21 protein-coding genes are annotated in these 24,769 nt (G+C 60.2%); 4 read left to right on the top strand and 17 right to left on the bottom strand.

Going from position 1 to position 24,769, the window contains the following annotated elements; all coding sequences use genetic code 11:
- The 15 genes from purT to mutY all read right to left on the bottom strand — a co-directional run bounded on the left by purT (position 1) and on the right by mutY (position 16,821).
- On the bottom strand, positions 1-1,200 hold the full coding sequence (purT, locus tag HWX34_RS10320; protein WP_178972161.1) for a formate-dependent phosphoribosylglycinamide formyltransferase: 1,200 nt from the start codon (positions 1,198-1,200) through the stop codon (positions 1-3).
- A 77-nt stretch (positions 1,201-1,277) separates the two neighbouring features.
- The gene (locus tag HWX34_RS10315; RefSeq protein WP_178972160.1) at positions 1,278-2,534 is read right to left on the bottom strand and encodes a D-amino acid dehydrogenase; all 1,257 of its coding nucleotides are present in this window, start codon (positions 2,532-2,534) and stop codon (positions 1,278-1,280) included.
- Positions 2,535-2,644: 110 nt separating this feature from the next.
- Complete coding sequence (locus HWX34_RS10310; protein WP_178972159.1) at positions 2,645-3,508, bottom strand: CheR family methyltransferase; 864 nt, start codon at positions 3,506-3,508, stop codon at positions 2,645-2,647.
- Positions 3,509-3,583: 75 nt separating this feature from the next.
- Positions 3,584-3,934, bottom strand: coding sequence for an iron-sulfur cluster insertion protein ErpA (gene erpA / locus HWX34_RS10305; protein WP_045846617.1), 351 nt, complete (start codon positions 3,932-3,934; stop codon positions 3,584-3,586).
- Between the two features lie 95 nt (positions 3,935-4,029).
- Positions 4,030-5,073: an N-acetyl-gamma-glutamyl-phosphate reductase gene (gene argC / locus HWX34_RS10300; protein ID WP_178972158.1), complete on the bottom strand. Its 1,044-nt coding sequence runs from the start codon at positions 5,071-5,073 to the stop codon at positions 4,030-4,032.
- 102 nt (positions 5,074-5,175) lie between these two features.
- Positions 5,176-7,056, bottom strand: coding sequence for a methyl-accepting chemotaxis protein (locus HWX34_RS10295; RefSeq protein WP_178972157.1), 1,881 nt, complete (start codon positions 7,054-7,056; stop codon positions 5,176-5,178).
- Between the two features lie 367 nt (positions 7,057-7,423).
- Entirely contained in the window at positions 7,424-7,816 is a 393-nt protein-coding gene (gene rpsI / locus HWX34_RS10290) for a 30S ribosomal protein S9 (RefSeq protein WP_089085867.1), read from the bottom strand.
- Positions 7,817-7,826: 10 nt separating this feature from the next.
- The gene (gene rplM / locus HWX34_RS10285) at positions 7,827-8,261 is read right to left on the bottom strand and encodes a 50S ribosomal protein L13 (protein WP_178972156.1); all 435 of its coding nucleotides are present in this window, start codon (positions 8,259-8,261) and stop codon (positions 7,827-7,829) included.
- Between the two features lie 530 nt (positions 8,262-8,791).
- Positions 8,792-9,502 carry a purine-nucleoside phosphorylase gene (deoD, locus tag HWX34_RS10280; RefSeq protein ID WP_178972155.1) on the bottom strand — a complete coding sequence of 237 codons (711 nt, stop codon included), beginning with the start codon at positions 9,500-9,502 and terminating at the stop codon, positions 8,792-8,794.
- A gap of 24 nt (positions 9,503-9,526) precedes the next feature.
- Positions 9,527-10,741 (bottom strand): phosphopentomutase, encoded by a 1,215-nt coding sequence (locus tag HWX34_RS10275; RefSeq protein WP_178972154.1) that lies wholly within the window; start codon positions 10,739-10,741, stop codon positions 9,527-9,529.
- Positions 10,738-12,081: a thymidine phosphorylase gene (gene deoA, locus HWX34_RS10270; RefSeq protein ID WP_178972153.1), complete on the bottom strand. Its 1,344-nt coding sequence runs from the start codon at positions 12,079-12,081 to the stop codon at positions 10,738-10,740. The genes HWX34_RS10275 and deoA overlap by 4 nt, the downstream gene beginning before the upstream one ends.
- A gap of 98 nt (positions 12,082-12,179) precedes the next feature.
- The gene (gene deoC, locus HWX34_RS10265; RefSeq protein WP_178972152.1) at positions 12,180-12,947 is read right to left on the bottom strand and encodes a deoxyribose-phosphate aldolase; all 768 of its coding nucleotides are present in this window, start codon (positions 12,945-12,947) and stop codon (positions 12,180-12,182) included.
- A gap of 142 nt (positions 12,948-13,089) precedes the next feature.
- Positions 13,090-13,512 carry an NUDIX hydrolase gene (locus HWX34_RS10260; protein WP_178972151.1) on the bottom strand — a complete coding sequence of 141 codons (423 nt, stop codon included), beginning with the start codon at positions 13,510-13,512 and terminating at the stop codon, positions 13,090-13,092.
- Positions 13,513-13,521: 9 nt separating this feature from the next.
- Positions 13,522-15,726 carry a bifunctional (p)ppGpp synthetase/guanosine-3',5'-bis(diphosphate) 3'-pyrophosphohydrolase gene (locus HWX34_RS10255; protein ID WP_178972150.1) on the bottom strand — a complete coding sequence of 735 codons (2,205 nt, stop codon included), beginning with the start codon at positions 15,724-15,726 and terminating at the stop codon, positions 13,522-13,524.
- Positions 15,727-15,780: 54 nt separating this feature from the next.
- Entirely contained in the window at positions 15,781-16,821 is a 1,041-nt protein-coding gene (mutY, locus tag HWX34_RS10250; RefSeq protein ID WP_178972149.1) for an A/G-specific adenine glycosylase, read from the bottom strand.
- 130 nt (positions 16,822-16,951) lie between these two features.
- On the opposite strand from mutY, the gene HWX34_RS21580 reads away from it, so the two are divergent.
- Both HWX34_RS21580 and HWX34_RS10240 read left to right on the top strand, forming a co-directional pair.
- The gene (locus tag HWX34_RS21580; protein ID WP_178972148.1) at positions 16,952-19,702 is read left to right on the top strand and encodes a THUMP domain-containing protein; all 2,751 of its coding nucleotides are present in this window, start codon (positions 16,952-16,954) and stop codon (positions 19,700-19,702) included.
- Between the two features lie 136 nt (positions 19,703-19,838).
- Entirely contained in the window at positions 19,839-20,444 is a 606-nt protein-coding gene (locus HWX34_RS10240) for a MarC family protein (protein WP_045846629.1), read from the top strand.
- Positions 20,445-20,502: 58 nt separating this feature from the next.
- On the opposite strand, the gene HWX34_RS10235 is transcribed toward HWX34_RS10240, so the two are convergent.
- Positions 20,503-21,390, bottom strand: coding sequence for a DNA-binding protein (locus HWX34_RS10235; protein WP_178972147.1), 888 nt, complete (start codon positions 21,388-21,390; stop codon positions 20,503-20,505).
- Positions 21,391-21,767: 377 nt separating this feature from the next.
- Here HWX34_RS10235 and HWX34_RS10230 point away from each other — a divergent pair, with 377 nt between their 5' ends.
- Complete coding sequence (locus HWX34_RS10230; protein WP_178972146.1) at positions 21,768-23,066, top strand: dicarboxylate/amino acid:cation symporter; 1,299 nt, start codon at positions 21,768-21,770, stop codon at positions 23,064-23,066.
- A 34-nt stretch (positions 23,067-23,100) separates the two neighbouring features.
- On the opposite strand, the gene HWX34_RS10225 is transcribed toward HWX34_RS10230, so the two are convergent.
- Complete coding sequence (locus HWX34_RS10225) at positions 23,101-24,018, bottom strand: LysR family transcriptional regulator (RefSeq protein WP_178972145.1); 918 nt, start codon at positions 24,016-24,018, stop codon at positions 23,101-23,103.
- 127 nt (positions 24,019-24,145) lie between these two features.
- Between HWX34_RS10225 and HWX34_RS10220 the strand changes: the two genes are divergently transcribed.
- The gene (locus HWX34_RS10220) at positions 24,146-24,535 is read left to right on the top strand and encodes a DoxX family protein (RefSeq protein ID WP_178972144.1); all 390 of its coding nucleotides are present in this window, start codon (positions 24,146-24,148) and stop codon (positions 24,533-24,535) included.
- The last annotated feature ends 234 nt before the right edge of the window (positions 24,536-24,769 follow it).

The raw sequence follows: 24,769 nt of genomic DNA, 5'->3' as shown, positions 1-24,769 counted from the left end.
TCAGTCCTTTACCGGCTTGACCAGCGAGGCGGCCAGCAAGGCACGCTCACGCGCGGTGGCCACATCATCGGCCTGGGCCACGGCCACACCCATGCGGCGGCGGACAAAGCTTTCCGGCTTGCCAAACAGGCGTAGATCCGCCCCCGGCACCGCCAGTGCTTCGGCCACGCCTTCAAAGGCAATGCCCTGCTCTTCCATGTCACCGTAAATCACGGCCGAGGCACCGGCGCTGCGCAGGCTGGCATCCACCGGCAAGCCGAGAATGGCGCGCGCGTGCAGTTCGAACTCGGAGAAGCGCTGGGTGGCCAGCGTCACCAGCCCGGTATCGTGCGGACGCGGGCTGACTTCGGAGAACCATACCTGATCGCCCTTGACGAACAGCTCCACCCCGAACAGGCCACGCCCGCCCAGCGCATCGGTCACCGCCTTGGCCATTTCACGGGCGCGCAGCAGTGCCAGTTCGCTCATCGGCTGCGGCTGCCAGCTCTCCACGTAGTCGCCGTTCTTTTGCAGATGGCCGATGGGATCGCAAAAATGAGTGGCAATACCGCCCTGGCCATCGCTGGCACGCACGGTGAGCTGGGTGATTTCGTAATCGAAGTCGATGAAACCTTCGACAATCACCCGGCCCTTGTCCACGCGACCGGCACTGACGGCATATTCCCAGGCTTTGGCCACATCAGCCGGCCCACGCAGCAGCGACTGGCCTTTGCCGCTGGACGACATCACCGGCTTGACCAGGCAGGGGTAGCCGATGCCGCCATCGATGGCTTGTTGCAATTCATCCAGTGATGAGGCAAAGGCAAACGGCGAAGTAGGCAGGCCCAGTTCGTCTGCCGCCAGGCAACGAATGCCTTCGCGGTTCATGGTGAGGTTAGTGGCGCGGGCGGTCGGAATGATCTCGGCCAGGCCGTCCGCCTCGATGCGCAGCAGCTCTTCGGTGGCAATGGCTTCGATTTCCGGCACGATCAGATGCGGGCGCACCTGCTCCACCAGCGCACGCAGCGCGGCGGCATCCGACATATTGATGACATGGCTGCTGTGGGCCACCTGCATGGCCGGAGCGCCGGCGTAGCGGTCCACCGCGATGGTTTCCACCCCCAGGCGCTGCAATGCAATGACAACTTCCTTGCCCAGTTCACCACTGCCCAGCAGCATGACACGCAGCGCAGTGGCGCTTTGCGGGGTTCCGATACGCATGGTCCGACTCCAGTTAGAGAATAAGATAATCCAGTCCGGCATTTTAGCATTGCCGCCAGCAGGCTCGCTGCGTCGGATCAAATGCCCTGAAAGGCAAAATCAATCGGCGGCGTGCGGCCACTGATGATTTCCGCCAGCGCCCTGCCGCTGCCAGCGCCTTCCGTCCAGCCCAGCGTGCCGTGTCCGGTATTGAAGTAAAGATTGGAATACGGGCTGCGACCAATCAGCGGCACATTGCCCGGCGTGGCCGGACGCAGGCCGCTCCAGAACTCGGCGGCGTCCCAGTCGGCCACCTCCGGCATCAGGGCCTGACCACGCTTGATCAAGGCCTGACAGCGCACCGCATTCAGGCTGCTGGAATAACCGGCCAGCTCCGCCGTGCCGGCAATACGCAGCCGCTTGCCCAGACGGGAAATCACCACTTTGTAGGCTTCATCGGTAATGCTGGCCAGCGGAGCCGTAGCAGGATCGCGCAGCGGCAAGGTGGCGGAGTAACCCTTCCACGGGTAGATGGGCAGGCGCAGCCCCAGTGGCGCGGCCAGCAAGGGGGAATAACTGCCCAACGCCAGCACGTAGGCATCGGCAGTTACGCGGCGGTAATTGCCTTCCGGCAGATTGACCGACACCCCAGTGATACGCCCGCCTTCGGCTTCCAGCGCATTGATGCGGGTATTGAAGCGGAACGCCACCCCGGCACGCGCCGCATGCTCGGCCATGGCGCAGGTATACAGATGCACATCGCCCGATTCATCCGACGGACAGTAGCTGGCTCCAGCCAGTGTGGGGGCGATCCCGGCCAGTGCCGGTTCGATGCGCGCCAATTCTTCACGGCTGATGATGTGCTTGTCGATGCCCAGCTCACGCATTTGCGCGGCGATGTGGGCAGCTTCGTCCAGCTGGCGCTGAGTATGAAACAGGGACACGATGCCGCGCGTCTGCTGCTGGTAATCCAGATTCAGCTCGGCACGCAGCAGCTGCAGGGTATCGCGGCTATAGCGGCCCAGTGCCAGCATCTGGCGCATATTGCGTTCGGCACGGCTGCCACGGCATTCCAGCAGAAACTGCCAGCACCAGCGCCACTGGGCCGGGTCCAGCCGCAGACGGAACAATAACGGTGCGTCGTCGCGCAATAGCCACTGCAGGATTTGCCAGGGCGCAGACGGATTGGCCCACGGTTCGGACTGACTGACGGAGATTTGCCCGCCATTGGCAAAGCTGGTTTCTCGCGCCGGACCGCTGGCACGGTCCAGCACCTCCACTTCATGCCCTGCACGGGCCAGAAACCAGGCGGTGGACACCCCCACCACACCCGATCCCAGCACAACTACCTTCATGTTGACTCCAGCAGACGTGACAACGGGCAAGTCATGCTTGCCCGTCCGGCTCAGCCGATTGAGACCCCGGATACTACGCCGCAGCGCAGCAGGGCTCAATGGGGGAAACGCTACTTTTTCGGCGCGTGCTGATACACCGTCTTGCCACGCAGCTGGAAGTAGTCCGAGGCAAAATAGAAGTTTTCCGAGTGGCCCACAAACAGCAGGCCATCCGGTTTCAGCAGCGGGGCGAATTTTTTCAGTACGGCAAACTGGGTGTCGCGATCGAAATAAATCATCACGTTGCGGCAGAAAATGGCATCAAACTGCTTGCGCAGCGCCCAGTTGTTTTCGATCAGGTTCAGGCGCTGGAAGGTGATCATATTGCGCAACACCGCCTTGGCCTGATAGGTACCATCCGGCAATTTGTCGAAATACTTGTGCGCATGACCGGGAGGCAGGCGGGCAATTTTGTCTTCCGGATAAATGCCCTTGCGCCCGGTTTCCAGCACGCTGGTATCCAGATCGGTCGCCATGATGCTGATGGACGGCTTGCTGGACAGGGGGAAAGCCTCCAGCGCGGTAATGGCCAGCGAGTAAGGCTCCTCACCGGTGGAGGAGGCCGCGCACCAGATGGACAGCTCTGTGGCACCCGCTGCCGCTCTTTGCTTCAGGTGATCCGCCAGAATCGGGAAATGATGCTCTTCGCGGAAAAAGAAGGTGAGGTTGGTGGTGAGGGCGTTGACAAACTGCTCGAACTCCCGTTTGCCGGACACCGACTCCAGATAATCCACATAAGCCGCAAAGGTCGCCAGCTTCAGCTCGCGGATGCGCCGTACCAGACGGCCGTACACCATGTCTTTCTTGGACGGGTTCAGCGAAATGCCCGCTTCCTTGTAGATCAGCTTGCGGATGCGTTCAAAATCAGCATCGCTGAAACTGAATTCACGGTTGAATTCAACCTTGGGCAATACCAGTGGTGGCAGTTTGTTCATCTTGTTTCCCCCGATACAAAAAAACCCGGACTGAGTCCGGGTTTTCATTCTACTCCTGTTTGTCGTCCCGCCGGTTTACACCGAGAAGGAAGAACCACAACCGCAGGTGGTGGTGGCATTCGGGTTGCGAATGACAAACTGGGAGCCTTCCAGGCTTTCCTGATAGTCGATTTCCGCGCCTACCAGATACTGATAGCTCATCGGGTCAACCAGGAAAGTGACACCGTCTCTCTCTATAGCGGTATCGTCCTCATTGGCGATTTCGTCAAATGTAAAACCGTACTGGAAGCCAGAGCAGCCACCACCAGTCACGAACACGCGCAGTTTCAGATCAGGATTGCCCTCTTCCGCGATCAGGTCCAGCACCTTGTTGCAGGCGCTGTCGGTAAAGTTGATCGGGGACGGCATTTCGGTAGTCTCGGACATGGTTCACCTCGCAAATCGATTTCGGCCTGACGGCCATTCACCTACTATTTTAGTCGGATATCAGGGCGAATGGCCAATATTCAATCATTCCTGCATCACGGCAGCAGCGGAACAATGTCCAGACCGGCGTTTTCCGGCTGGCCGAACATCAGGTTCATGGTTTGCACCGCCTGACCGGACGCGCCTTTCACCAGATTGTCTTCCACCACCAGGATGATCAGCAGATCGCCGTTACCCGGGCGATGCACGGCAATGCGCACCGTGTTGGAACCACGCACGCTGCGCGTTTCCGGGTGACTTCCGGCTGGCAGCACGTCAACGAAATATTCACCGGCATAGCGCTGCTCGAACAGGGCCTGGAAGTCGGTATCCAGCGCCTCGGGCTTGATGCGGGCATAGATGGTGGAATGGATGCCGCGAATCATCGGGGTCAGGTGCGGCACGAAGGTCAGCTTGACCGGGCCGCCATGAATGGCGGACAAGCCCTGCTCGATTTCCGGCGAATGACGATGGCCCTTCACGGCATAGGCCTTGAAGTTGTCACCGGCTTCGGCCAGCAGCGCGCCGACTTCTGCCTTGCGACCGGCACCGGACACACCGGATTTGCAGTCGGCAATCAGCGTCTGGGTGTCGATCAACTGTTTGCCACCTTCCAGCAGCGGCAACAGGCCCAACTGGACCGAAGTGGGATAGCAACCGGCCATGCCGACCAGACGCGCTGCGCGGATGGCATCGCGGTTTACTTCCGGCAAGCCGTATACCGCTTCGGCCAGCAGGTCGGTGCAGCTGTGCTCCATGGCATACCATTGCTGGAATACGGCTGGGTCTTTCAGACGGAAGTCCGCCGCCAGGTCGATCACCTTTACACCGGCAGCCAGCAGTTCACGCGCCTGGGCCATGGCCACGCCGTGCGGAGTGGCAAAAAACACCACATCGCACTGTTCCAGCGGGGTTTCATCCGGCGTCGAAAATGCCACATCCACGCGACCGCGCAGGCTGGGGAACATCTCGGCCACTTTCATGCCTGCTTCCTTGCGCGAGGTAACGGCCACCACCTCGGCACCGGGATGCCCGGCCAGAAGACGCAACAGTTCGACACCGGTGTAACCGGTACCGCCGACGATGCCCACCTTGATCATGCTGTACTTCCTTGTGTAAATAAACGTCGCAAAAGCGACAGTCTAAGGACTAGGCCGATACGATGCAACCGTGATCTGGCCTGCGTCACACAGGCCGCTGGCTTACAGCCGGAACTGGGCCACCATGGCTTGCAAATCAGCCGACAGCTTGTGCAGCTGGCTGACGGTTTGCATGGCACCTTGTACTGCCTGATCGGTTTCGATGGTAGCCCGGTTGGCCTGCTCGGAGGCGCGTGCCATTTCCGTGGTGGCCACCGACTGCTCACGCGTTGAATCGGCAATGTCGTGAATGCCGGCCACAACCTCGGCAATCCGCCCCTGGATGCCGGACATGTCCTCGGCCACCGTGCGCGATGCCGCCACACCACTGGCCACCGAACGCTGGGTATCTGCCATGTCGCCCAGTGCGGTATGAATGTCGCCATGCGTGGCGTCAATCAGCTGGCCGATTTCCACCGTCGCCTTGGCGGTACGCTCGGCCAGCTTGCGTACTTCATCGGCCACCACGGCAAAGCCGCGGCCAGCCTCGCCCGCCCGTGCCGCCTCGATGGCGGCATTGAGTGCCAGCAAATTGGTTTGGTCGGCAATGTCGCGGATTACACCAATAATGGTATTCATCTGCCCGGAACGTTCACCCAGTGCATTGAGTGCTGTTCCCAACTGGCCGACTTCCTCGGCGATACTGGCAATATCGTCGGCCAGACGACTGACGGCCTGGGCCGAATGGGCCGAGGTGGTACCGGTTTCACTGGCAGCCTGTTCCGCCATCGCTGCATTGTCGGCGATGTGATTGATACTGACCGTGATCTGCTCGATAGTGGCAGCGGCGGCGCTGGACACCTCGGACTGCCGCTCCGACTGGCGCGCCACGGTGTGGGTGACCTGTTGCAGACTGTCCAGTTCGCCATTGAGCGCAATCGCATGCTCGCGCACATCAATGAACATGCGGCGCAGACTGGCCACAAAGCGGTTGAAGGCTTCTGCGGTCTGGCCGATTTCATCCTGCTGCCCGACATGTAGCTGGTGGGTGAGATCGGCATGGCCGCTGGAGATTTCCAGCAAGGCATCACGCAAACGCATCAGGCCGCGCAGCAGGCGGGTGAGTACCAGCTGTGCCAGGGCAATGGCAAGCACACCGCACAACACACCGGCCACCACCAGCGTAATCAGCAAGCCCTGCAACGGTGCCAGGATGGCATCCTTGTCCACCACACTGCCCAGCACCCAGTCAGAACCGGGGACTGGTGACAGTTGCAGATAAACCGAGCGGCCACCGATTTGCAGCTCTTCCAGCTTGCTGCCGGCATCGGCCTGCTGCAACAGCGTCGCATCCAGACCAGGCATCACCTCGGCGATCGGCTTGAGCGTACTGTCGGCCGCCGGGTGCGCCACTATCTTGCCATTACGCGTAGCCAGGAAAGCGTAACCGTCGCCACGCAGCTTGATGCCCTGCACCAGACTGATGATGCCTTCCAGCGAAATATCGCCGCCCACCACGCCCTGCAGTTGTTGGTTGCGCAACAATGGATGGGCCACGGTGACACCCAGCTTTTTGGTGCTGGCAAACACATAGGGCTCGGTCACGATGCTGCTACCGGCACTGGCTGCCTGCTTATACCAAGGACGGGAGGTGGGGTCGTAACCTTCCGGCGCGTGCTTACCAGCCAGCTGGTAAATCATGCGTTTGTCGGCATAACCGGCAAAAACCTGGTCGAACCGGCCTGCTGTCTTGCCTTCTTGCAATTGGGGGAGGATGTCACCGGTCTCAAGCAGCGATGTGGCGGTGGCTTCTACGGCGTCCTTGCGCTGCCCAAGCCAGTTGGCCAGGGCGCTGCGATTTCCCAGCATGGCGGCGTCCAGCTCATGCTGCACGCCGACGATGATCTCTGCCCGCATGCGTTGGTAAGACAGTATTGCCAAAAGGGTGATGACAATTACTAACAGTAGCGCGACAAAGGCGAGCAGGCGTTGCTTCAAAGACATCTGGATTTCCTGTTGATCTGCTTCTTGGTGGCGACCTGAGCTGGCGACCACCCGCCCACCAAGCAGTGTGGGCTCACGGACAAAAGGGGGCCACCATACACCGACTATTCACAAGGGTAAACCCGTTAAACTTGCTGCCATTTTCTTTGTAAACTAATCAATTTAAATGACAGCTTAAAGACATTAATATGAATAGGGTATTATTTCAGGCAAAGAAATAGCAATCGCAAGCAAGTACCAGCGGTACTGTTTCAACTTGGGTAAGCAAGATGGCAGCGACAAGCAAGAAGCAAAGCGGCGGAAGAGACGACAAAGAGCAAAAGAAAAAGCCGCCCGAAGGCGGCTTTTGCATAAGCAGACCAGGCGATTAACGCTTGGAGAACTGCTTGGCACGGCGAGCTTTGCGCAGGCCGACTTTTTTACGTTCAACTTCACGCGCATCGCGGGTTACGTAGCCTGCAGCGGACAGAGCCGGCTTCAGAACTGCGTCGAAGTCGATCAGAGCGCGGGTGATACCGTGACGGATAGCACCTGCCTGACCAGTTTCACCACCACCAACAACATTAACCTTAATGTCGAAGGATTCGAGGTTTTCGGTCAGAACCAGCGGCTGGCGGATAACCATGCGACCGGTTTCGCGGGAGAAGTATTCGTCAACCGGCTTGCCGTTAACGATGATCTGGCCGCTACCCTTTTGCATGAACACGCGAGCTACGGAGCTCTTGCGACGGCCGGTGCCGTAGTAGTATTTACCGTTCATTCTCTATGCCTTAAAAACGAAATTCCAGCACTTTGGGCTGCTGGGCAGTGTGCGGATGTTCGGTACCAGCGTACACCTTGAGCTTCTTGATCATGGCGTAGCCCAGCGGACCCTTCGGCAGCATGCCTTTAACGGCTTTTTCCAGAACGCGTTCCGGGAACTGGCTTTGCAGTTCGGTGAAGTTGCGTTCGTAGATACCGCCCGGGTAACCGGAGTGACGGTAGTACTTTTTGTCCAGCGCTTTGGTACCAGTAACACGCAGTTTGTCAACGTTGACTACAACAATGTAGTCACCGGTATCAACGTGCGGAGTGTATTCCGGCTTGTGCTTGCCACGCAGGCGGTGAGCGATTTCGGCGGCGAGGCGACCCAGCACCTTGTCTTCGGCGTCGACCACGAACCACTCGCGCTTAACCTCATGCGGCTTGGCAGAAAAGGTCTTCATGGAACTCTTCCATCGTAATTCTTGAAAGTTACGGATTCTAATGCAGTGCCCTTCCCACTGTCAAACCATTGTGTAACAAAGCAAATGACAATGCTGAAACCGGGCTGGAATACGGTCTTTTTTGCCACAAAGCAGCAAAAAATCGTCCTCGCGGGCCAGACATGCTTGTTCTCGCGAACGGGCTGTGACCGGGACAAAAAAAAAGCGCAATCCATGTTGATTGCGCCAAGTTCCACCTAAAAGAAGGAGGATGGAGGAGACAACACCAAAACGCACACATTGCATGCCACGTCCTGATGCAGGTTTCATTATCAGGACCACCCCCAGGTTTGGCAAGTATTTTTTGTGCAGTGCACTAAAAAAAGTGCGGCAAGTACAACACACAAACAAACCACTGATATTAAACAATAAAAAATGAAGAAAACCAGCTTGCCATCCTGATTTGCATTCAGAAAACCTGCTTTGCAGTCACGGGTCAACAACAGCTGAGTGCGTTTTAGCGGAAACAGACTGCTGCATAGCAGCACAGGCTATAAGCGGATTGCTGTTTCCAGTGCCAGCTCCATCATCTCGCGGAAGGTGGTTTGCCGCTCTTCAGCACTGGTGGCCTCGCCGGTAGGGATGATGTCGGACACTGTCAGAATGCCCAGCGCACGCGCACCGTACTGCGCGGCCGCGCTGTAAATACCCGCCAGCTCCATTTCGATCACTTGCACATTCATCCGCTCCAGCACCTCGAGCATGGTGGGTTCCACGCCATAGAACAGGTCGGCAGAGAAGACATTGCCCACATTCACGCTACGCCCCAGGCGCTGGGCGGCGTCCATGGCGGTACGCAGCAGGGTGTAATCGGCAATGGCGGCAAAGTCATGATTGTTGAAACGCATGCGGTTGACCTTGCTGTCGGTACAGGCGCCCATGGCGATGTACAACTCGCGCAACTGGGTTTTGGCCGTCACCGCACCGCAGGAGCCGACGCGAATGATGTTTTTCACCCCGTAGTGCTGGATCAGCTCGGTGGTGTAGATGCTGGCAGAGGGGATGCCCATGCCGTGCGCCATCACCGACAGGCGCTTGCCCTGGTAGCTGCCGGTGTAGCCCAGCATATTGCGCACGCTGGTAACTTCGCGGGCATCCTGCAAAAAGGTTTCGGCGATCATTCTGGCGCGCAGCGGGTCGCCGGGCATCAGCACGGTTTCGGCAAAATCGCCCTTCTGGGCATTGATGTGCGGGGTAGCCATTGTGCTTCTCCTTGTGTGGCGTGCTCAGTTCAGAAAGGAAGACCCGTAATCCATGGCAGGCAGGCCAAGATGGCTGGCCACGCTCTGGCCGATGTCGGCAAAGGTAGCGCGCGCGCCAATGGAACCGGCGGGCACGCCATGGCCATAACACAGCACCGGAATATGCTCGCGCGTGTGATCCGTGCCGGACCAGGTGGGGTCGCAGCCGTGGTCGGCCGATAAAATCAGGATGTCGTCCGGCTGCATGGCAGCCATCACCTCGGGCAGGCGCCGGTCAAACTCCTCCAGCGCCCGGGCGTAACCGGCAATATCGCGCCGATGGCCGTAGCTGGAGTCGAAATCGACGAAATTGGCCATGATGATGGCGCGCTGTTGCGTGTTGCGCATGGCCGCCAGCGTGGCATCCCAGATCTGGTCGAAACCGGTGGCCTTGTGCTGTTCGGTAATGCCGACATGGGCGTAGATATCGGCGATCTTGCCAATGGATACCACCTGCCCGCCAGCGTCAGCCAGCTTTTGCAGCACGGTGGCTGCCGGCGGCGGCAGTGCCAGGTCCTTGCGGTTGCCGGTGCGGACAAAGCCACCCTTGCCCTCTCCCAGAAACGGACGGGCAATCACGCGGCCGATATTGTAAGGCTCCAGCGCTGCACGGGTGATCTGGCACAGCTGGTACAAGCGCTCCAGCCCGAAGGTTTCTTCATGGCAGGCGATCTGGAATACCGAATCGGCCGAAGTATAGAAAATGGGCTTGCCGGTACGCATGTGTTCCTCGCCCAGACGGTCGAGAATTTCCGTGCCCGACGCATGGCAATTGCCGAGAAAACCCGGCAAACCGGCCTTGCTGACAATCTCCTCCAGCAAGGCAGCAGGAAAACTGTTGTCCTTGTCGGTGAAATAACCCCAGTCGAACAGTACCGGCACACCAGCGATTTCCCAATGACCGGACGGGGTGTCCTTGCCGCTGGACAGTTCGCGGCCGTAACCGTAGGCAGCGATTGGCGCAGCCTGCTCCATGCCCTCCGGGAAATAACCGGAGGACAGCTGGCAGGCATGGCCCAGTCCCATGCGGGACAGGTTGGGCAGTTGCAAGGGGCCGCTGCGTCCTTTGTCGGCACGGCCGGCAGCGGCTTCCATGGCGATATGGCCCAGGGTGTTGCTTCCTGCATCGCCGAACAGTGGTGCATCGGCTGCCGCCCCTATGCCCAGCGAATCCAGTATCAGAATGATGGCGCGTTTCATTGCAATGGCTCCTGTTCCGGCAGGCGGATGGTCTTATACACCAGCGGCAGTGCTGCGGGCGCTTGTGGCGCGATATGCATGGCTTGGCGCACGCGGCGTTCCGCTTCGTCGGCACTGTCGGCATCGGCTGCATGGATGAACAACAAGGGGGTATCCGGCATCAGTTCCGCACCCAGTTCGACAAAATCACTCAGGCCCACACGGTAGTCCAGCTGATCGCTGGCCTGGCGACGACCACCACCCAAGGCACAAACGGCCATGCCCAGTGCGCGGGTATCCATGGCCGTGACAAAACCGCCATGCTCAGCATAGACCGGGCGTAGCACGGGTGCTGCGGCCAGATGGCGTTCCGGCTGCTCCAGCAGGTCGGCCGGGCCACCCAGTGCCGATACCATGCGACCGAAGATTTCGGCAGCACGGCCGGAGTCCAGTGCGGTTTGCAGCCGCTGTCCGGCGTCTGTCAGATCCTTGGCCAGGCCGCTGGCCAGCAGCATTTCGCTACACAGCGCCATGGTGACGGCATGCAGGCGCGGGTTGGCGGCCTCACCACGCAGGTAGCGGATGGCTTCCACGGTTTCCAGGCTGTTACCGGCAGTGCTGGCCAGCGGCTGGCTCATGTCGGTGATGAGAGCGCGGGTGCGTACTCCGGCACCATTACCGACATGGACAATGCGTTCAGCCAGTGCGATGGACTGTGCCATGGTGGGCATGAAGGCCCCGCTGCCGGCCTTGACGTCCATCACCAGCACATCCAGCCCGGCGGCCAGTTTCTTGGACAGGATGGATGCCGTGATCAGCGCGATGGATTCCACCGTGGCGGTGATGTCACGCGTGGCGTAAAAGCGCCGGTCGGCCGGAGCCAGGTCGCTGGTTTGACCGATGATGGCCACGCCGACCTCGCGTACCACCTGACGCAGGCGTTCCGGCGTGGGGAACGGGTTGTAACCGGGAATGGCCGACAGCTTGTCCAGCGTGCCGCCGGTATGGCCCAGGCCACGGCCGGAAATCATCGGCACAAAGCCGCCACAGGCGGCAATCAACGGCCCCAGCATCAACGACACCACATCGCCCACCCCACCGGTGGAGTGCTTGTCCAGCACCGGTCCTGGCAGGTGCAGGTCGTCCCAGCGCAAACAGCGCCCCGAATCACGCATGGCCATGGCCAGTTCAACGTTCTCGGCCAGCTCCATCCCCTGGAAATACACGGCCATGGCGAGGGCGGCTATCTGGCTGTCGGCTACGCTGTCATCGGTGATGCCCGCCACGAACTGGCGGATTTCCTCGCCCGACAGTGTCTGGCCGTCGCGCTTCTTGCGGATGACTTCCTGAGGTAAAAACATGGGTTTCTCCTGCTGGGTGGGCAAGGCCGACCGCCCTGCCAATAGACAAGGCCGAAGACGGGCTTCGGCCTGCATGCAGCTGATTGCGGTGGGGTGGCTCAGTAAGCGCCACCGGCAGTAGCTGCCCCGCCGCTGATTTCTGCCTGCAGATTGGCCAGCAGGCTGGAGGCACCAAAGCGGAAATGTTCCGGGTTCACCCAGTGCTCGCCCAGCAGGTGCTCGGCCAGGTCGATATATTCGGCGGCTTCGGCAGCCGTGCGTACACCGCCCGCCGCCTTGAAGCCACACTGCGCGCCAGTGGAACGGATGGCCGCCAGCATGATGCCTGCGGCGTCCAGTGTGGCATTCACCGCTACCTTGCCGGTGGAAGTCTTGATGAAGTCAGCCCCTGCCTCGATGGCAATAAGGCTGGCCTCGCGGATCAGCCGCGCCTCCTTCAGTTCACCGGATTCGATGATGACCTTGAGCAGCTTGTCACCGCAGGCTTCTTTGCAGGCGGCCACCAGTTCCGCACCGACGTCGGCATTACCTGCCAGCAAAGCACGATACGGAAACACCACATCTACTTCGTCGGCACCGTCGGCGATGGCCGCTGCGGTTTCGGCGACAGCCAGCGCGATGTCGTCGCCACCGGCCGGGAAGTTGCTGACAGTAGCCACCTTGACTTGTTGCAGGCCCAGCTCATCCAGGGTACGGCGCGCCAGTGCAACAAAACGGGGGTAGACACACACTGCCGCTACCGTACCGGCACTGCTGGCAGCTTGCTGGCACAGGGCGACGATACGTGCTTCGGTATCATCATCGTTAAGCGAGGTGAGGTCCATCATGGACAGGGCGCGACGCGCGGCAGTAATGAGTTCTGACATGGGATTCCTGCTTGGTTGTCATCTGCATGCCTGGCTGTGGCCGGCAGATTCAGAGGAGCGATTATGGAAATATCTTCAACTGAAAGCAATCGGCAATGCGACGACGTGTGGCACCAACGGCGGCAGTCGTGTGGCTGCTGCCTCAGGACCGTTGTTCGTCCAGATAGTCCTGCAAGCGTTGTTGCAGGTAAGGAACCGCTGCGCTTTGTGCCAGATAGTCCCCGGGTTTCATCCAGCGCCAGCACTGGCCCTCGTCGCCAAAGCGGATGGCCGCAGCCTGGGCGGTTGCCAGCCTGCCCACCATGAACACGCTTTGCGAGCCGGGCTGATGCCAGCTGGGATAGCTGCGCTGCCAGACGATTTGTGCAGGCTGTAACAGGATGCCGAATTCTTCCCGCGTTTCGCGTTGCAGGCAGGCAAACCGGCTTTCCTGCCCTTCCCGCCCGCCGCCGGGAAAATCCCAGCAGGCGGCAAAGGGCAGCCCCGGTTTGTCATCCCGCAGATACACCAGCAGGCTGTCCTGATAAAACAGCGCAGCCTTGGCGCCGCAAAACGGCTCGCGCATGGCCTGGGCTTACACCCGGCGCGCGTCGGTGACGCCCGGCAGTTCCATCATGCGCGCCAGCACGCGGCTGATGTCCTGCACCTGGCGCACTTCCACGGTGAAGCGCATCTTGGCACGCATATCGCGCGACAGCGTATGCACCGCAATCAGGTTGAGTTTTTCACGGGACAGCACATCGGAAATATCGCGCAGCAAACCAGCACGATCCAGCGATACCACCTCGATATCAATCGGGAATACGCTGCTTTTTTGATCGCCCCAGCCCGCGGCAATCAGCCGTTCCGGTACATCGGCAGACAGGCGCTTGAGCGTGAGGCAATTGGTGCGGTGAATCGAAATACCACGCCCCTTGGTGACAAAGCCCACCACGGCATCCGGCGGTGCCGGTTTGCAGCACTTGGCCAGCACCGTCATCAGGTTGTCCACCCCTTCGATCAGGATGCCGCCCGCGTCATGGCCGCCCTTGCTGGCGCGGATGATGCTTTCCGGCTCTACATCCGGCGGCGGCGGCGGGGCAAAACTGGCAATGGCATTGGCGACCGAACGGGTGCTCAGCTCGCCATGGCCCATCGCGCCGTACACCTCTTCCAGTTTGGCGTAACCCAGTTTTTCCGCCAGCAGGGTGAGATTGGGTTGTTGATGCGGGTGACGGGCCAGCTCGCGCTCAAACAATTGTTTGCCGGTTTCGCGCACCGTGTCCGCATTCTGCATGCGGATGTACTGGCGAATCTTGGAGATGGCGCGGTGGCTCTTGACCCAGCCATCGTGCAGCCAGTTGACCGACGGCCCGCCCTCCTTGGCGGTCAGCACTTCCACCCGCTGGCCGTTTTGCAGCGGGGTGGACAAGGGCACGATCTGCCCTTCCACCTTGGCACCCCGGCAACGGTTGCCCAAGCCGGTATGAATGGCATAGGCAAAGTCGATGGGCGTGGCGCCATGCGGCAGCGCCAGTACCCGGCCCTGCGGGGTCAGTACATAGATGGTGTCGGAGAACAGTTCGGTCTTGAAGGCTTCGGCCAGCCCTTCGCGGTCGGACATTTCTTCGCGCCAGTCCAGCAGTTGGCGCAGCCAGGAAATCTTTTCTTCGTACTGCGCATCGCCCTTGCCACCCTCTTTGTAGCGCCAGTGCGCGGCTACGCCGAACTCGGCATGCTCGTGCATTTCAAAAGTGCGGATCTGCACTTCCAGCGCCTTGTCCTCCGGGCCGATCACCGCCGTGTGCAGGCTGCGGTAATTATTGGCCTTGGGGTGAGAAATGTAGTCGTCGAATTCGCCGGGAATCGGCTGCCACATGCCGTGGATGATGCCCAGCGCGGTGTAGCAGTCCGGCAGTTTTTCTACCAGGATGCGCACGGCGCGGATGTCGTACAGCTCGGTAAAGTCGAGCTTTTTCTTTTTCATCTTCTTCCAGATGGAGAAGATGTGCTTGGGCCGCCCGGCTACTTCGGCCTTGACGCCGGCTGCCTTGAGCTCGCTGCGCAGAGTGTCCAGCACCCGGTCGATGTAGTCGATGCGTTCCAGCCGGCGCTCGTCCAGCAGCCTGGCAATTTTCTTGTAGCTATCCGGTTCGGTGTGGCGGAAGCCCAGGTCTTCCAGCTCCCACTTGATTTGCCACACGCCCAGGCGGTTGGCCAGCGGCGCAAACAGGTCCAGCGTTTCGGTAGCAATGGCACGCCGTACCGCTTCGTCATGCACATGGGGTAGGTAATGCATGGTCTGGGTGCGCCATGCCAGCTTGATCAGCACCACACGGATATCCGCCACCATGGCCAGCAGCATCTTGCGCATGGTTTCCGCCTGGCGGGCACGTTCTTCCGGCGTTTCCAGCTTGTCGATGCGCGCCAGCTCGGTAATGCGGCGCACACCGCCCACGCCATCCACCAGCACGGTGACAGTCTGGCCGAAATTCTCGGTCATCCAGCCCTGCCAGTCGGGCTTGTGATCCGGCACGGCAAACAGCAGGGTGGCGACAATGGCGTCAGTCAGCAGGTTAAGGTCGGCCACAATGGCCGCCGCGGACACCGCATGGCTGAACAGATCCTCGCCGGTACTCACCAGGCCCTTGCCGCGATACAGCTCGCGCGCCGCGTCAAAAGCACGCGCCAGCAAGCTGGCTTCGGCCTCGGGCAGGGCTGCGGACATCTGTTCCAGCCACCGTTTCGGGTCGGCTGCATCGGCCAGGGTATCGGCCATCGAACGCACTACGGAAACCATATTTCACACCTGGGCAGCAAAACTGCACGAAAAATGAAAACCAATACGCCGCACTCAGGCGGTCAACCGCTGCAACAAGCGCTTGACCGGGGCGGGCAGTCCGGCCTCCAGTGCCTGCGCCAATGGCAGCCACTGGCCGGCGGAGTCCTGTACCCGGGAGCCAGCCAGCGTATCCAGCCGCACCGGCACCGGGGTGATGATCAAGCGAAAATGGGTAAACACATGCTCCAGCTCCGGCCAGGATGGCAGCACATCACCACTGCCTTGCTCGGCCAACCAGCTTTCCACCTCCATGGAGTCGGCAAATTCAGGCAGGGATAACAAGCCACCCCAGATGCCAGTCGGCGGCCTGCGCTCCAGCCACACCTTGTCGCCATGCTGCGCCAGCAACATGACGGTGTGACGGGTGGGCACAGCTTTCTTGGGACGGGGGGTGGGCAGCTCATGAGTACGCCCCTGCTGTGCCGCCACGCAGCCATCCACCATCGGGCACACGGTGCAGGCCGGCTTGCGGCCGCACACGGTAGCGCCCAGATCCATCAAACCCTGGGTGTAGGCCGTCATCTGTGCGCCATCTGCTGGCAGCAAGGATTCTGCCAGCGTCCACAGCCGGTTTTCCACTGCCTTCTCGCCAGGAAAACCGCTGATGCCAAAGCAACGCGTCAACACGCGTTTGACATTACCGTCCAGAATGGTTTCGCGCTGGCCAAAGGCGAAGGCAGCGATCGCGGCGGCGGTAGAGCGCCCGACACCAGGCAGGCGCTGAATGGCCTCGCGCTGCGCAGGAAACTGCCCGCCAAACTCATCCATCACCATGCGGGCAGCCTTGTGCAGATTGCGCGCCCGGCTGTAATAGCCAAGGCCGCTCCACAAGGCCAGCACCTCATCCACAGACGCTGCCGCCAGGCTGGCCACGTCAGGAAAATGCTGCAAAAAGCGGGCGTAATAACCCAGCACCGCAGTCACCTGCGTTTGCTGCAACATGATTTCGGACAGCCATACCCGGTACGGGTCGCTCACCTGCCAGGGCAGATCGTGCCGGCCGTGATGTTCCTGCCAGGCCACCAGACGGGTGGCAAATGAATCCTGCAACATGGCAAAGCCGCGCTAAAACAAAAGGGAACCGGACATGCTACCTGAAAGGCGGAGCAGCACCAAGCAGTGCGCCTTTAAATAAGGTAAAATGGAAGATTGCTTAAAGCTTGCTTATTTGAAGGATGTACCCATGGCCACTTTCCGTTCACGCCAGCGCGCCAATCTGCGCCGCGATGTCAGCAGCAGCGACACATCCCCCGCGCAGCCTGCCGCCGCACCCGCCGATGGCACGGCCAAGGGTCCCATCATCCAGAAGAAAGCACCGTCGGCCGACGGCCCGCGCGATCCTTACTCCTCGCGCCGTCCGGCAGCAGGCCAGCCGCCACGCCAGGGAGAGCAGCGCCGTTTCGATGCGCGTGACGGCGAGCGCAAGCCATTCAACCGCGACGACCGCGAGCGCAAGCCCTACCCGCCACGTGATGGCGAGCCGCGCCGTTTCGATGCGCGTGATGGCGAACGCAAACCGTTCAATCGCGACGACCGCGAGCGCAAGCCCTACCCACCCCGCGATGGCGAGCCGCGCCGCTTCGATGCGCGTGACGGCGAGCGCAAACCGTTCAACCGTGACGACCGTGAACGCAAACCCTACCCGCCGCGTGATGGCGAGCCGCGCCGCTTCGATGCGCGTGATGGTGAGCGCAAACCGTTCAACCGTGACGACCGCGAACGCAAGCCCTACCCGCCGCGTGATGGCGAGTCGCGCCGTTTCGATGCGCGTGACGGCGAGCGCAAACCGTTCAACCGTGACGACCGTGAACGCAAGCCCTACCCGCCGCGTGAACGTGATGCCTCGGCTCCGCGCAGCCTGCATCCGGCCGATAGCCGTGGCGAGCTGCATGAATCACGCCGCCCGGATGGCGAGCGCAGCTATCAGCGCGACCGTGGCCCGTCCGGCCGCAAACCGCTGAACAGCCAGCCGGATCGCAAGATCGAGCACAAGCCCCATGTACCGCGTCATGTGGAACGCGACACCCCTGCCGCCACACCGACCATTCCGGCGGCAGAGCAAGGCCCGCGCAAGCTGTTCTCCAAGCCGGCCGAGCGCCGTGAAGAGCATGCGCCACGTGATAAGCACTTCCGCCGTGACGAGCAGCCGCGCAAACAGGCTCCGCGCCGTTTCGAGCGCAATGATGCCGCCCGTCACTACGATCCGGAAATCCTGCCGGCACCGACGACTGAACGGGAAAACCGCTTCCGCCGCGACGAGCCGGCGCAGGAAAACGCACCGCGCAAGCTGTTCTCCAAACCGGCCGAACGCCGGGAAGACAGCGCGCCGCGTGATAACCGTTTCCGCCGTGCCGAACGCCATGACGCAGCCAGCTATTACGACCCGGAAATCCTGCCGGCACCGACCGTCGAACGGGAGAACCGTTTCCGTCGCGACGAACCCGCGCAGGAAAACGCACCGCGCAAGCTGTTCTCCAAACCGGCAGATCGCCGCGAAGACAGTGCGCCGCGTGAGCGCTTCCAGCGCGAGGACAGCCCACGTCGCGATGCCCGTCATGAACGCAGCTGGGAACCGCGCGAGCGCGGCAACTCCCCGGCCAGCCTCAAGCCCTTCGACAACAAACACCGCATGGAGCGCGACCCGCGCCAGCACGATAGCCGCCCTTCCAGAAGTACCGACAAACCGGCATGGAACGACAAGCTGGCTGCCCAAGCGGTGTATGCGCTGACCGGCCTGCGCGACAAGCAACTGGCCTTGTTCGCCCCCTGCCCGCGCGGACTGGAAATGACGCTGGTGGCCGAGCTGAACGCACTGGGTGCCAACGATGTCAGCAAGGTGGATGGCGGTGTGGCCTTCCGTGGCGACGCCGATATCATGATGAAGGCCAACCTGCACAGTCGCACCGCCAGCCGCGTGCTGTTGAAGCTGGCCGAAGGCGGTTATCAGCAGGAAAGCGACATCTACCAGCTGGCCATGCAGATCGACTGGCCGCGCTGGTTCGATGTATCGCGCAGCATCAAGGTAAAAACCGACGCCATCGGCGCACAGCTGCGCAGCCTGGATTTTGTCTCGCTCAAGGTGAAAGACGCCGTGTGCGACCGCTTCCGTCAGGCCAATGCCGGTCGTCCCAATGTGGACACCCGCACGCCGGACATGCGCATTCACACCTTCCTCACCCGCGAGCATGCCACCATTTATCTGGATACCAGTGGCGAGCCGCTGTTCAAGCGCGGCTGGCGCGAAGAAACCGGCGAGGCTCCGCTACGGGAAAACCTGGCGGCCGGCATTCTGCTGATTGCCGGTTACGATGGCAGCCAGCCCTTGCTGGACCCGATGTGCGGCAGTGGCACCTTCCTGGTGGAAGCCGCCGACATCGCCCTCAAGCGCGCACCGGGCCGCAACCGCCGCTTTGGCTTCCAGCGCCTGCGCGAATTTGACGCGCTGTCCTGGGAAGCCCTGCTGAGCGAAGCCCGTGCCGCCGAACTGCCGGTTCGCGATCTGGCGATCAAAGGCAGCGACCGCGCGCGCAACATGCTGCCGGTAGCCCGTGCCAACCTGCAACGCGCCGGTCTGGCCGATGCCATCGAACTGCAAGCGCAAGACGTGCTGGAAGCACGCCCGTTTGCCGATAGCGGCTTCATTGTCACCAACCCGCCTTATGGCGTACGGATGGACGAGCAAGACGCGCTGGCCGAGCTGTACCCGCAGCTGGGTGACTGGCTGAAGGCCCACTTTGCTGGCTGGACCGCGCACTTCTTTACTGGCGACCTGCGCCTGTCCGACCTGATCCACCTGTCGGTCAAGCGCCGCACCCCGCTGTTCAACGGCTCCCTGCCCTGCCGCCTGTTTGCCATTCCGATGGTTGCAGGCAGCGCCCGTCGCGAGAAACCGGCGGTGGATGGCGAGCGCGCGGATGATGCAAACACCGAATAAGCTGCATCAGCCGTTTACCACAAGCCCGGCCATGCCGGGCTTGTTTGCTTTACTGCCCGTGTCTCTTCGCAGGCAGCAACTAAAATAAAATCTGCCACCGACAGACTGCTCCACTGACCAACACGTCGACACCACCATGCAAACTTCTTTTATTTCCGCCACGGTCTTGCTGATCCTGATTACCGATCCGCTGGGCAATATTCCGCTGTTCATTTCCGCGCTCAAGCAGGTCAAACCGGAGCGACGCAAGAAAGTGGTGTACCGCGAATGTCTGATCGCTTTTCTGGTACTGCTGACTTTCATGTTTTTCGGGCGGAATTTTCTGGACGTGATGCACCTGACTGATCAGTCGATGCAGGTGGCAGGCGGAGTGATCCTGTTCCTGATTGCGCTGAAAATGATTTTCCCCAGCGAAGGCGGCAGTGTGTTTGGCAGCGACAAGATGCACGGCGAGCCCTTCATCGTGCCGATTGCCATTCCGTTGATTGCCGGCCCTTCAGCCATGGCCACGGTATTACTGATGTCCACCCGCGAACCGGCACGCATGCTGGAATGGATAGGCGCGCTGACCATCTGCATGCTAGTGACTACCGTGGTGTTCCTGTTTTCAGGGCGCTTGCAAAAGCTGCTGGGGGAACAGGCCATTACTGCCCTTGAACGCTTGATGGGCCTGGTGCTGACGGCTATTTCCATCGAAATGCTACTGGGCGGCGTGGCGTCCTACATCCGCCAGTTTCATTGACCAGCTTCATTGAGTGCTAGCAAAACAGGGGGGCCATAGCCAGGCACCAGTCTTGTTATCAGCGCGAACGGACAATCAGATCAGCAGCACGGGAAGACGTAGCCAGACGACTGCTCACTGACTGGCCGTAGGCTGCCGCTTCGAGTTCGCTGGTCTCTTTGGTGTCCTGCATGGCTTCTGGCGCACTGGCGGGACCCGCCGGATTTCCACCACCTGCAGCTTGCAATTGCTGACGCAGACTGGCGACGGCACGATGGGCACTCTCCTTGTCCGAGCGCTGCACCCTAAGCTCTTCTTGTAATTCCGCCTGTTGCTTGCGCAAGCCATCACACTCCCTGCGCAACTCGTCACACTGCTGGCGCAACGCGCGTACATCGTCGTAGGACTGCGCCAGCTTTTCATGGGTTTCACCCAGTTCACGCTCCACAGTCACCAGGCGCGTTTCTGTTTCACCCAAGCGACTGGCGGACTCATCCAGGCGTGGTGCCGTACGCTCCAGCTCCTGTTGCTGGCGGGCATTGAGTGCCAGCACCATGCTCAGCTGCTGACTGGTGGCTTCCAGTTCGGCAGCCTGCCGTTCGAAAGCCTCGGCCAGCTCGGCACGCAGCGCATCCAGCTCTTCACGCTCGGTTTGCCAACCAGCCTGGGCAGCGCGTAAATGCTGATTGGCAAATTGCTGGGCATGCTGCCAGACAGCATCTATCGCAGTCAGGCCAGCTTCTTCGACCGGGGCAGGCAACTTGCTCCCGAGTGGAGCGGGGCTGACCGGCTGAATCTTGCGCCACTCCTTGAGCACCAGACTGGCCACATTCATATCGACATTGGCGCATTTGCGGACTTCGTCCAGCGCGGGCAATGACTGATATCCAGTTTTGGCGTGTAACTCGGAGGCAACGCGATGGATACGCTCGCGCACTTCGGCAGGAATCGTGTCGGCCTTTACCATGAAATCATCCTTTAACGGTCTGCGGACTTGATCGTCCACCGAAAACATCAGCACCAAGCTGCTTGCACCTGAGGAGGCATGCTGTACCACCCGCACATCGGCGAGCAGATGCTGAGTAAAGGTGAAATTTTTTGCTCAGCCAGGGAAATGCACAATGGGATAAAGCTGGTACAAAGGACGGTAAAAGACCAATAAATGGCCAAGAATTTTCTGAAAGTTCAAATACCTCCGCGTCAAATCGGTATTTTCTGGCCGGGCTTAGGGATAACAGCAATTAGCCAAAAACCGATCGCTTGCTAGGATGTGTGCAACAACAGGATCCATCAGGATCCGGAACAACGCTCAACCTCTGAATATCCGAGAACAAGAGACCAGACATGCAAGCCAAAACTCCGCTCTACTCGCGCCTGTATTTCCAGGTGCTGGTTGCCATCTCCATCGGCGTACTGATGGGGGCTTTCTATCCGGAAGCCGCCGCCAAGATGAAACCGCTGGGAGACGCCTTCATCAAGCTGATCAAGATGATGATCGCCCCCATCATTTTCTCCACCGTGGTGGTGGGCATTGCCAAGATGGGCGACATGAAGGAAGTGGGTCGTGTTGGCATCAAGGCGCTGTTTTACTTTGAAGTCGTGACCACGCTGGCACTGGTGATTGGCCTGGTGGTGGTGAACCTGCTGCAGCCGGGTGCCGGCCTGAATGTGGACCCACACACGCTGGATGCCAAATCGGTGGCCAAATTTGCTGCCGGTGCCAAGGACATGAACACCGTGGACTTCATGCTGCACATCATCCCGGATACCGTGGTGGGCGCATTTGCTACCGGTGAAATCCTGCAGGTACTGCTGTTCTCGGTATTGCTGGGCCTGGCACTCACTCGCATGGGCAGCAGCGGCAAAACCGTCATTTCCATGCTGGACGAGTTTTCCCATGCCCTGTTCGGCGTGATCAACATGCTGATGAAGCTGGCTCCGATTGGCGCGTTTGGTGCCATGGCCTTCACCATCGGCAAATACGGTGTGGGTTCGCTCAAGCAACTGGGCTTTTTGATGGCCTGCGTTTATCTCACCTGCTTTGCCTTCGTCTTCATCGTGCTGGGGGCCATCGCCCGCTTCAACGGTTTCAGCATTTTAAAATTCCTGGCCTTCATCAAGGAGGAAATCGTGCTGGTACTGGGTACGTCTTCGTCCGAATCTGCCTTGCCTGGCATGATGAAGAAGATGGAACACCTGGGCTGCGCCAAACCGGTAGTGGGCATGGTGATTCCGACGGGTTACTCTTTTAATCTGGACGGTACTTCCATCTACCTGACCATGGCAGCCATCTTCATTGCCCAAGCCACCAATGTACAGCTGAGCCTGGGTGAAGAGCTGGGCATCATCGGCGTATTGCTGCTTACCTCCAAGGGTGCGGCAGCGGTGACTGGCGGCGGTTTCATCACCCTGGCCGCCACGCTGGCCACGCTGGGCGGCAAGCTGCCGGTAGAAGGCCTGGCGCTGCTGATTGGTGTGGACCGTTTCATGTCCGAAGCGCGCGCCATCACCAACCTGATCGGCAATGGCGTGGCCACCGTGGTGGTAGCCAAGTGGGAAAAGGCGCTGGATACCGACCGCATGCAGCGCGTGCTGAATGGTGAAGTGCTGCCAGAGCCGGATGCAGCACCCGCCAAACACTGATTAATATTGTACCTCGTTCGACCTTTCAGTCAGCTTATGGCCCGTCATACGACGGGCTGTTTTTTTGCTGGGCAAAAAAATCGACCAGATAATCAACAAACACCCGGACCTTGCCCGGCACATGGCGACGCACCGGGTACACGGCGGACACATCCAGGCAGGACCAGCGGTAGTCGTCCAGAATGGTTTGCAGTTGTCCAGCAGCCAGCGCCTGCTGTAACAGGAATTCCGGCTGACGGATAATTCCCATGCCATGCACTGCGGCATCGGTAAGAATATCGCCGTTATTGGCGCGCAGGCTGCCCTTGATACGCACCCTGCCCACCGCACCATCCGGTGCCTGGTATTCCCACACATTAGGCTGATTGATAAGGGTGTAGATCAGGCAGTCATGCTGGGCCAGCTCATCCGGGTGTTGTGGCAAACCATGGCGTAACAGATAGTCCGGCGATGCGCACAAGCGGTCCCGCACCTTGGCCAGCGGCCGGGCAATCAGGCTGGAGTCGTCCAGATTGGACACCCGGATTGCCAGATCAAAACCTTCATCTACCAGATCTACCTTGCGGTCGTTCAGCGACAACTCCACCTCCACCTGCGGGTGCAGACGCTGAAAACCGGCAATCGCCCGTCCCAGAAAGCGCATGCCGAAAGAAACCGGCGCCGTCACCCGCAAACGCCCGCTGGCCTTGCTGGCCCCTTGCGACAGCAGCGCGTCCAGGTCCTCCAGTTCGGCCAGCAGGGCACCGCCTTGCGCCAGATAGGTTTCTCCCGCCTCGGTCAGCGACAGGCGCCGGGTAGTACGATGCATCAGCCGCACCCCCAGCCGGGTTTCCAGTGCCGACACCAGCTTGGTCACCATGGCACGCGACAGGTCCAGCCTGTCGGCCGCGGCGGCAAAACTGCCCTGCTCTGCCACAGTCACAAAGGCACGAATTTCCGAGAATCGGTCCATATAATTTCCAATTGGTAAACAATTTCTTCATTTATAGCATATTTATCTAGCAATAAGTGCATGGTCAAATACACCCACTGCCACCGCCCACTCACAACCGGGCCTTAACCGCTACAGGAGTCTTGCCATGAACACCACCTCTCCCTCACTTTCCGCCCTGATTCTGCGCGTATCCCTGGGCCTGATGTATCTGGCACATGGTGCTACCAAGCTGTTTGTCTTCGGCCCGGCCGGTACCGCCCAGTTCTTTTCCAGCCTCGGCCTGCCCGGCTTTGTCGGCTATCTGTCGATGGCCGCTGAAATCGGTGGTGGCCTGCTGCTGATCCTGGGACTGAAAGCACGCTGGGTTGCGCTGTCACTGGTGCCGCTGCTGGCCGGAACCATCGTACTGGTGCATGGCGCCAATGGCTGGATGTTCACCAATCAGGGTGGCGGCTGGGAATATTCGGCCTTCCTGATCACCAGCTCGCTGGCTCTGTTCTTTCTGGGTGATCAACCTGCCCGCCAGCAGCAATAAGCTTCACGCCATCCACAACACGCGGCCTGCCGGAAACGGGGCCGCGTTTTTGCTGTTCTAAGCTGCGGCGCACCCTTGCTCCTGTGCAACATCCCGCTATGCTGAACGCATTGCTGTATCACGCCACCGGACTTTGCCATCCCGGGTGTGGCATTGCGGTTGAACCCGCCCGCCATTTTGTTGACGGTTATCAAGCCAGTTTCACATGATTGCTGTAGCTAAATTACAATATTG

This window comes from Aquitalea sp. LB_tupeE (genome assembly GCF_013391415.1).
Lineage (GTDB): Bacteria > Pseudomonadota > Gammaproteobacteria > Burkholderiales > Chromobacteriaceae > Aquitalea.
Note: the sequence above shows the minus strand (reverse complement) of the source record. Positions and strands in the feature narration are given on the sequence as shown.

Coding starts and splice junctions, on each gene's coding strand:
- purT (WP_178972161.1), bottom strand. CDS start 1,200: ATGCGTATCGGAACCCCGCAAAGCGCCACTGCGCTGCGTGTCATGCTG.
- HWX34_RS10315 (WP_178972160.1), bottom strand. CDS start 2,534: ATGAAGGTAGTTGTGCTGGGATCGGGTGTGGTGGGGGTGTCCACCGCC.
- HWX34_RS10310 (WP_178972159.1), bottom strand. CDS start 3,508: ATGAACAAACTGCCACCACTGGTATTGCCCAAGGTTGAATTCAACCGT.
- erpA (WP_045846617.1), bottom strand. CDS start 3,934: ATGTCCGAGACTACCGAAATGCCGTCCCCGATCAACTTTACCGACAGC.
- argC (WP_178972158.1), bottom strand. CDS start 5,073: ATGATCAAGGTGGGCATCGTCGGCGGTACCGGTTACACCGGTGTCGAA.
- HWX34_RS10295 (WP_178972157.1), bottom strand. CDS start 7,056: ATGTCTTTGAAGCAACGCCTGCTCGCCTTTGTCGCGCTACTGTTAGTA.
- rpsI (WP_089085867.1), bottom strand. CDS start 7,816: ATGAACGGTAAATACTACTACGGCACCGGCCGTCGCAAGAGCTCCGTA.
- rplM (WP_178972156.1), bottom strand. CDS start 8,261: ATGAAGACCTTTTCTGCCAAGCCGCATGAGGTTAAGCGCGAGTGGTTC.
- deoD (WP_178972155.1), bottom strand. CDS start 9,502: ATGGCTACCCCGCACATCAATGCCCAGAAGGGCGATTTTGCCGAAACC.
- HWX34_RS10275 (WP_178972154.1), bottom strand. CDS start 10,741: ATGAAACGCGCCATCATTCTGATACTGGATTCGCTGGGCATAGGGGCG.
- deoA (WP_178972153.1), bottom strand. CDS start 12,081: ATGTTTTTACCTCAGGAAGTCATCCGCAAGAAGCGCGACGGCCAGACA.
- deoC (WP_178972152.1), bottom strand. CDS start 12,947: ATGTCAGAACTCATTACTGCCGCGCGTCGCGCCCTGTCCATGATGGAC.
- HWX34_RS10260 (WP_178972151.1), bottom strand. CDS start 13,512: ATGCGCGAGCCGTTTTGCGGCGCCAAGGCTGCGCTGTTTTATCAGGAC.
- HWX34_RS10255 (WP_178972150.1), bottom strand. CDS start 15,726: ATGGTTTCCGTAGTGCGTTCGATGGCCGATACCCTGGCCGATGCAGCC.
- mutY (WP_178972149.1), bottom strand. CDS start 16,821: ATGTTGCAGGATTCATTTGCCACCCGTCTGGTGGCCTGGCAGGAACAT.
- HWX34_RS21580 (WP_178972148.1), top strand. CDS start 16,952: ATGGCCACTTTCCGTTCACGCCAGCGCGCCAATCTGCGCCGCGATGTC.
- HWX34_RS10240 (WP_045846629.1), top strand. CDS start 19,839: ATGCAAACTTCTTTTATTTCCGCCACGGTCTTGCTGATCCTGATTACC.
- HWX34_RS10235 (WP_178972147.1), bottom strand. CDS start 21,390: ATGGTAAAGGCCGACACGATTCCTGCCGAAGTGCGCGAGCGTATCCAT.
- HWX34_RS10230 (WP_178972146.1), top strand. CDS start 21,768: ATGCAAGCCAAAACTCCGCTCTACTCGCGCCTGTATTTCCAGGTGCTG.
- HWX34_RS10225 (WP_178972145.1), bottom strand. CDS start 24,018: ATGGACCGATTCTCGGAAATTCGTGCCTTTGTGACTGTGGCAGAGCAG.
- HWX34_RS10220 (WP_178972144.1), top strand. CDS start 24,146: ATGAACACCACCTCTCCCTCACTTTCCGCCCTGATTCTGCGCGTATCC.